6 protein-coding genes are annotated in these 6,657 nt (G+C 57.7%); 3 read left to right on the forward strand and 3 right to left on the reverse strand.

The features are described 5' to 3' along the window. Positions 1-23 precede the first annotated feature (23 nt). Positions 24-455, reverse strand: coding sequence for a protoporphyrinogen oxidase HemJ (gene hemJ / locus J4P02_RS05745; protein ID WP_426188609.1), 432 nt, complete (start codon positions 453-455; stop codon positions 24-26). Positions 456-590: 135 nt separating this feature from the next. Between hemJ and argC the strand changes: the two genes are divergently transcribed. Both argC and erpA read left to right on the forward strand, forming a co-directional pair. Further along, complete coding sequence (gene argC / locus J4P02_RS05750) at positions 591-1,625, forward strand: N-acetyl-gamma-glutamyl-phosphate reductase (protein ID WP_426188610.1); 1,035 nt, start codon at positions 591-593, stop codon at positions 1,623-1,625. 168 nt (positions 1,626-1,793) lie between these two features. Next, positions 1,794-2,144 (forward strand): iron-sulfur cluster insertion protein ErpA, encoded by a 351-nt coding sequence (gene erpA, locus J4P02_RS05755; RefSeq protein ID WP_011063789.1) that lies wholly within the window; start codon positions 1,794-1,796, stop codon positions 2,142-2,144. 67 nt (positions 2,145-2,211) lie between these two features. Here the strand turns inward: erpA and J4P02_RS05760 are convergent, their stop codons facing one another. Then, the gene (locus J4P02_RS05760) at positions 2,212-3,303 is read right to left on the reverse strand and encodes an anhydro-N-acetylmuramic acid kinase (RefSeq protein WP_426188611.1); all 1,092 of its coding nucleotides are present in this window, start codon (positions 3,301-3,303) and stop codon (positions 2,212-2,214) included. A gap of 3 nt (positions 3,304-3,306) precedes the next feature. Beyond that, complete coding sequence (locus J4P02_RS05765) at positions 3,307-4,737, reverse strand: peptidoglycan DD-metalloendopeptidase family protein (protein ID WP_426188624.1); 1,431 nt, start codon at positions 4,735-4,737, stop codon at positions 3,307-3,309. Between the two features lie 209 nt (positions 4,738-4,946). Between J4P02_RS05765 and tyrS the strand changes: the two genes are divergently transcribed. Beyond that, positions 4,947-6,146 carry a tyrosine--tRNA ligase gene (tyrS, locus tag J4P02_RS05770; RefSeq protein ID WP_426188612.1) on the forward strand — a complete coding sequence of 400 codons (1,200 nt, stop codon included), beginning with the start codon at positions 4,947-4,949 and terminating at the stop codon, positions 6,144-6,146. Positions 6,147-6,657: the final 511 nt, after the last annotated feature.

The raw sequence follows: 6,657 nt of genomic DNA on the forward strand, positions 1-6,657 counted from the left end.
CCCTGGGTAACGACTGGTTAGAGTTAGAACGGTCGTACGACGACCAAAATTACGATAGCCAGCAATAACAGAACCGGAACTTCATTGAACCAGCGATAAAAGACATGGCTGCGGGCGTTTTCGCCACGGGCGAAGCGTTTCACCTGGGCGCCGCACATATGGTGGTAGCCGATCAGGATGACCACCAGAGTCAGCTTGGCGTGCATCCAGCCACCTTGGCCGAAGTAGGCGCTGGGGTTGAGGCTGATCAGCCAGATGCCGAAGATCAGCGCGGCAATCATCGCCGGGCCCATGATGAAGCGGTACAGCTTCTTTTCCATGACGCAGAAGCGCTCGCGGCTGATGCTGTCTTCGCTTTGCGCGTGGTAGACGAACAGGCGTGGCAGGTAGAAGAGGCCGGCAAACCAGCAGACCACGCTGACGATATGAAAGGCTTTGAGCCACAGATAGAGCATTTGGATTATTTCCTCAGATTCACGGTGGTCGAGATAGTAGGGGCAGAGCGTCCGCACGTCACCTTGGCGGTTGTCGCAGGGGCGCGCCGCCCCTATTATCGGCAGCTTTCCAGTGGGTTCGTTGAGGGCAGGTTTATGGTCAAGGTCGGTATTGTCGGCGGCACGGGTTACACCGGTGTCGAACTGCTGCGTCTGTTGGCACAGCATCCGCAGGTGCGAGTGGAAGTCATCACTTCGCGATCCGAGGCGGGCCTGGCCGTGGCCGACATGTATCCGAACCTGCGCGGGCATTATGAAGGCCTGGCTTTCAGCGTGCCGGACATCAAGACCCTGGGCGCCTGCGATGTGGTGTTCTTCGCCACTCCTCATGGCGTGGCCCATGCCCTGGCTGGTGAACTGCTGGCGGCGGGGACCAAGGTCATCGACCTGTCGGCGGACTTTCGCTTGCAGGATGCCGAGGAGTGGGCCAAGTGGTACGGCCAGCCCCATGGCGCTCCCGAGTTGCTGGGGGAGGCGGTCTATGGCCTGCCGGAAGTCAACCGCGAGCAGATCAAGCAGGCGCGCCTGATTGCCGTTCCCGGCTGCTACCCCACCGCGACCCAACTGGGTTTCCTGCCATTGCTGGAAGCGGGCATCGCCGACGCTTCGCGGCTGATCGCCGACTGCAAATCCGGTATCAGCGGTGCTGGCCGTGGTGCAAGTGTGGGGTCGCTGTACTCGGAAACCTCCGAAAGCTTCAAGGCCTATGCGGTCAAGGGCCATCGCCACTTGCCGGAGATCCGCCAGGGGTTGCGCCGGGCGGCGGGCAAGGAGGTTGGCCTGACCTTCGTGCCGCATTTGACGCCGATGATTCGCGGTATCCACTCGACGCTCTATGCGACGGTTGTGGATAAGTCGATCGATCTGCAGGCGCTGTTCGAGAAGCGTTATGCCAATGAGCCTTTTGTCGATGTGATGCCGGCCGGCAGTCATCCCGAGACCCGTAGCGTGCGCGGTGCCAACGTCTGCCGGATTGCGGTGCATCGTCCACAGGGTGATGACCTGGTGGTGGTGCTGTCGGTGATCGACAACTTGGTCAAGGGCGCTTCTGGCCAGGCGGTGCAGAACCTCAATATCCTGTTTGGCCTGGACGAGCGCCTGGGCCTGTCCCATGCGGGCATGCTGCCCTAAGGTCGTTTTCCAGTGAACAGAAAGGCCCGTTTAACGGGCCTTTCTGCTTTTTGCCGGCGGCTGTACGACTATTGATATACCGTAACAATAGTTGACCGCTTTTCTGGGAGAAGCGGATAATGCGCGTCATTACGCAGTATGGCGGCTTAACGCCGGGAGATAGTCAGCATGAGCGTTGAATCCTTCACCCCTACGGCTTTGCAATTCACTCAAGGTGCAGCGCACAAGGTGAAGACCCTGGTCGATGAAGAGGGAAATGATCGCCTGAAGCTGCGCGTATTCGTTACGGGTGGCGGTTGTTCGGGGTTTCAGTACGGTTTCACTTTCGATGAGGAAGTAGCCGAGGACGACACCATTGTCGAGCGCGAAGGCGTGAGCCTGGTGGTCGATCCGATGAGTTTCCAGTACCTGGCAGGTGCTGAAGTGGACTACCAGGAAGGCCTGGAGGGTTCGCGTTTCGTGATCAAGAACCCGAATGCCACCACCACCTGTGGTTGCGGTTCGTCGTTCTCGATCTGATCAGGCTGCAAGGGTATTCAAAGCGCCGCAGGGTCTAGCGATCCTGCGGCGTTTTGCTGTCTGGCGTTCAAGCTGGATAGATGGCGCCCAGCACGCGCAGGCCGCGGGCACCGGTGACGCTGGGGCGGTTGGCGGCTATGCCTTCCAGGCAGCAATGGGCCAACCAGGCGAAGGCCATGGCTTCCACCCAGTCCGGGTCTACGCCATAGGCGGCGGTGCTGTTGACTTGAGTTCCGGGCAACAGGCTGGCCAGGCGTTGCATCAAGGTGTCGTTGTGGGCGCCACCGCCACACACCAGGAGTTCCCGAGTCTCGCTCTGTGCGGCCTGCAGTGACTCGACTATGGTCAGGGCGGTCAGCTCCAGCAGCGTGGCTTGCACATCTTCGGCGGCGATTGCCGCATGTTGAGCCAGGTGCTGTTGCAGCCACGGGAGGTTGAATACTTCGCGCCCTGTGCTCTTGGGGCCTTGGGTGGCGAAGAACGGGTCGCTGAGCAGTGTCTTCAAGAGGGCCTGGTCAATCTTGCCGCTAGCTGCCCATTGGCCGTTGCGGTCGAAGCTTGCGCCGCGTTGGAGCTGTATCCAGGCATCCAGCAGCACATTGCCCGGGCCGCAGTCGAAACCCGCCACGGGGTTGCCGGTCTCGATAAGGCTTAGATTGCTGAAGCCGCCGACGTTGAGAACTGCGCGCTTACCCGTGCGCTGCTCAAAGAGTGCTTCGTGGAAGGCCGGTACCAATGGTGCGCCCTGGCCACCGGCTGCGACATCGCGGCTGCGGAAGTCACTGACGACGGTGATTCCGGTCAGTTCGGTCAACAGCGCCGGGTTGCCGATCTGTACGGTAAAGCCCCGGGCGGGCTCGTGGCGAATCGTCTGCCCGTGGCTGCCGATGGCGCGGATCTCCTGGGCCTGCAGGCGCTGCTGCTGCAGAAGGCAGTGGATGCCCTCGGCGGCCAGCTTCACCCAGTGCTGCTGAGCCATGGCGGAGCGGGCGATCTCGTCAGGGCCGCTGGCGCACAAACCCAGGAGTTCGGCGCGCAGGGTATTGGGCATGGGAATGTAGTGGGTGGCGATCAGGTTGATCGCCGGGCTCTGCTCGATCAGGGCAATGTCCAGGCCGTCAAGGCTGGTTCCGGACATCACCCCTATATAGAGCGCCATGATTCAGCGCTTGCTCGAGGCCAGCATGGTGGCCTTTTCCTGATCCATTCGGGCCATCAGTGGTTGGCTCTGCTGGAGGAAGCGAGGGCGTTCAGCCTTGGCGATCGGGTCGGCCATCGGCAGCTTCTGGCCCAGAGGGTCGACGTGGACGCCATTGACCTGGAACTCGTAGTGCAGGTGAGGGCCGGTGGACAGGCCGGTGGTGCCGATATAGCCGATAACCTGGCCCTGTTTGACCGAACCACCGGTCTTGACGCCCTTGGCAAAGCCCTGCATATGCCCGTACAGCGTGCGGTAGGTATTGCCGTGCTGGATGATCACGGTGTTGCCGTAGCCGCCGCGACGCCCTGCCAGCAGGACCTTGCCATCACCAGCCGCCTTGATAGGTGTGCCTCGTGGAGCGGCGTAGTCGACACCTTTGTGAGCGCGGATCTTGTTCAGGATCGGGTGTTTACGGCCGGCGGAGAAGCGTGAGCTGATGCGGGCGAAGTCCACCGGGGTACGAATGAACGCCTTGCGCATGCTGTTGCCGTCGGCGGTGTAGTAGCTGCTGGAGCCTTGTTTGTTGGTGTAGCGCACGGCGGTATAGGTCTTGCCGCGGTTGGTGAAACGCGCAGAGAGGATGTTGCCGGTGCCTACTACTTTGCCGTTGGCGACTTTCTGCTCGTAGATCACGTCGAACTCGTCACCCTGGCGAATATCTTGGGCAAAGTCGATGTCGTAGCCGAAGACGCTGGCCATATCCATGGTCAGGCTGTGGGACAGACCGGCGCGAGCGGCGGATTGCGAAAGCGAGCTGTTGATCACGCCATGCACATAGGCCGAGCGCACCACTGGCTTGGTGATCACACGGTTGAACGCAAAGCCCTTGGGGCCTTTGGTCAGGGTAATGGTTTCCAGGTCGCTGACCTTGCTGTGCAGATTGTTCAGCTGGCCGTCCGGATTAAGCTCGAATTCAAGCTTCTGGCCGTGCTTGAGCTGCGAAAACTGCTTGGCCTGCTTGTCGCTGGCCAGCACTTCGTGAACGGCGGTGGCGGGCAGGCCAACCTTCTCGAACAGTGTGGAAAGGGTGTCGCCCTTGGTCACTATGACCTCTCGGTGGCCGGGGGCTTTCGCTTCTTTCTGTTCTTCTGCGGCCGCAGGTGCTGGCTTGGCTTCTGCGGTTTCCGTGTTCTCTTCGGTGGTGTTGTCGATCTGCGCGAAGGGGGAGGCAACAGCTTCGTTTGTGGCTTGAGCTTCGGATGCAGCGTCTTGATCTTGCTTCAGTTGTTCAACCGGGCTTTCCAGATCAAGACTCAATGTCGTTTTTTTGGCTTCTACATCACTGGAAGGAAATACCAGTAGAGCCAGGCTTAGAAGGGCTGCGATGCCACTTGCGGCGAGCAGGTGGCTCTTCGGATAAAGCGGTGGCGCTTTAGACGGTTCGGTGGTCATAAGTGATTTGACTTTGAAAAGATGAAATGGAAAAGATGAATGACATGATGAAGATGAAATAACTGTATAAAATATAACCAAATCATCTGTGACGCAAGCGCGCGGACACTGCTCCCCTCCAATGCCTCCGTACGCCGGGCAAAACTTGTAATTAGTCCGTGATCTTGTATGGTTGGTTCCCTTTTGAATCTAAGCCTTGCGGGTCTGTTATGAAGTCGGTTGAAGAGCAGCTAGCGCTGATCAAGCGTGGTGCGGAAGAGTTGTTGGTCGAGTCCGAGTTGATCGAAAAGCTCAAGCGTGGCGAGCCGCTGCGAATCAAGGCTGGCTTCGATCCAACTGCTCCGGATCTGCATCTTGGGCATACCGTGCTTATTAACAAGCTGCGCCAGTTCCAGGACCTGGGGCATCAGGTGATCTTCCTGATTGGCGACTTCACCGGGATGATCGGTGATCCGAGTGGCAAGAGTGCTACTCGTCCGCCTTTGACTCGTGAGCAGGTTCTGGAGAACGCCGAGACTTATAAAAGTCAGGTGTTCAAGATTCTTGATCCAGCCAAGACTGAAGTGGCCTTCAACTCCACCTGGATGGACAAGATGGGGCCGGCGGACTTCATTCGCCTGACTTCTCAGTACACCGTGGCGCGCATGTTGGAGCGGGACGACTTCGATAAGCGCTACACGACCAATCAGCCGATTGCCATTCATGAGTTTCTGTATCCGCTGGTGCAGGGATATGACTCGGTGGCTCTGCGTGCCGATGTCGAGCTGGGTGGCACCGATCAGAAGTTCAACCTCCTGATGGGGCGCGAGTTGCAACGTGGTTATGGGCAGGAGGCTCAGTGCATTCTGACCATGCCGTTGCTCGAGGGGTTGGATGGCGTCAAGAAGATGTCCAAATCCCTAGGGAACTATGTGGGTATCCAGGAAACTCCGGGTGTCATGTACGGCAAACTGGTTTCCATTCCTGATGCGCTGATGTGGCGTTACTTCGAGTTGCTCAGCTTCCGTTCGATGGACGAAATCAACGCATTCAAGGCTGATGTAGAGGCAGGTGCCAATCCTCGCGATATCAAGATCAAGTTGGCGGAAGAGATTGTTGCGCGCTTCCATGGTGAAGAGGCTGCTGCCAGTGCGCATCGTGGTGCGGGCAATCGCATGAAGGATGGCGAGCTGCCTGAGGATCTGCCGGAGATCGAGCTGACTGCTGCTGAGGATATGCCCATCGCTGCTGTCCTTAATAAGGCAGGCCTGGTGAAGAACGCTGCGGTAGCGCGAGATCTTCTAGGTTCGGGTGGGGTGCGTGTTGATGGTGAGGTTGTCGACCGCACCTTTATATATGCAGTGGGTGCGACCCATGTCTGCCAGGCCGGCAAGAAGGCATTTGCGCGCATTACGCTCAAATCCGAATAAATTAGAAATTAATGGTTGACGGCGGATTGTATCTCTCTATAATTCGCCCCAGTTCCGGCGCAGTCGAAACGGAAAACTCCTTGAAATTCAATGAGTTAATCGGTTTCAGCAACGCTTAAGCTTCAGTTCATCGAAGTCGGAAATAGTGAGTAAGGCGGTGCGTTTTCGCCTTATTAACGATTCGATCCTCTCGGTCGAAAGCGGTTAAAAAGAGGTGTTGACAGCAGCGTGTAACGCTGTAGAATTCGCCTCCCGCTAACGAGAGATCGAAAGCGCAAGTGGTTGAAGTTGTTGAGAAAATCCTCGAAAACTTCTGAAAATAATCACTTGACAGCAAATGAGGCTGCTGTAGAATGCGCGCCTCGGTTGAGACGAAAGATCTTAACCAACCGCTCTTTAACAACTGAATCAAGCAATTCGTGTGGGTGCTTGTGTAGTCAGACTGATAGTCAGAAAGATTATCAGCATCACGAGTGACTCATGCGAGAAATCACATAGTCATTTGAGATTG

This window comes from Pseudomonas sp. NFXW11, from assembly GCF_049887815.1.
GTDB lineage: Bacteria > Pseudomonadota > Gammaproteobacteria > Pseudomonadales > Pseudomonadaceae > Aquipseudomonas.

What these genes read in the sequence shown, in the direction of transcription:
- erpA (WP_011063789.1), top strand. Translation starts at nt 1,794, where the DNA reads ATGAGCGTTGAATCCTTCACCCCTACGGCTTTGCAATTCACTCAAGGT.
- tyrS (WP_426188612.1), top strand. Translation starts at nt 4,947, where the DNA reads ATGAAGTCGGTTGAAGAGCAGCTAGCGCTGATCAAGCGTGGTGCGGAA.
- hemJ (WP_426188609.1), bottom strand. Translation starts at nt 455, where the DNA reads ATGCTCTATCTGTGGCTCAAAGCCTTTCATATCGTCAGCGTGGTCTGC.
- argC (WP_426188610.1), top strand. Translation starts at nt 591, where the DNA reads ATGGTCAAGGTCGGTATTGTCGGCGGCACGGGTTACACCGGTGTCGAA.
- J4P02_RS05760 (WP_426188611.1), bottom strand. Translation starts at nt 3,303, where the DNA reads ATGGCGCTCTATATAGGGGTGATGTCCGGAACCAGCCTTGACGGCCTG.
- J4P02_RS05765 (WP_426188624.1), bottom strand. Translation starts at nt 4,737, where the DNA reads ATGACCACCGAACCGTCTAAAGCGCCACCGCTTTATCCGAAGAGCCAC.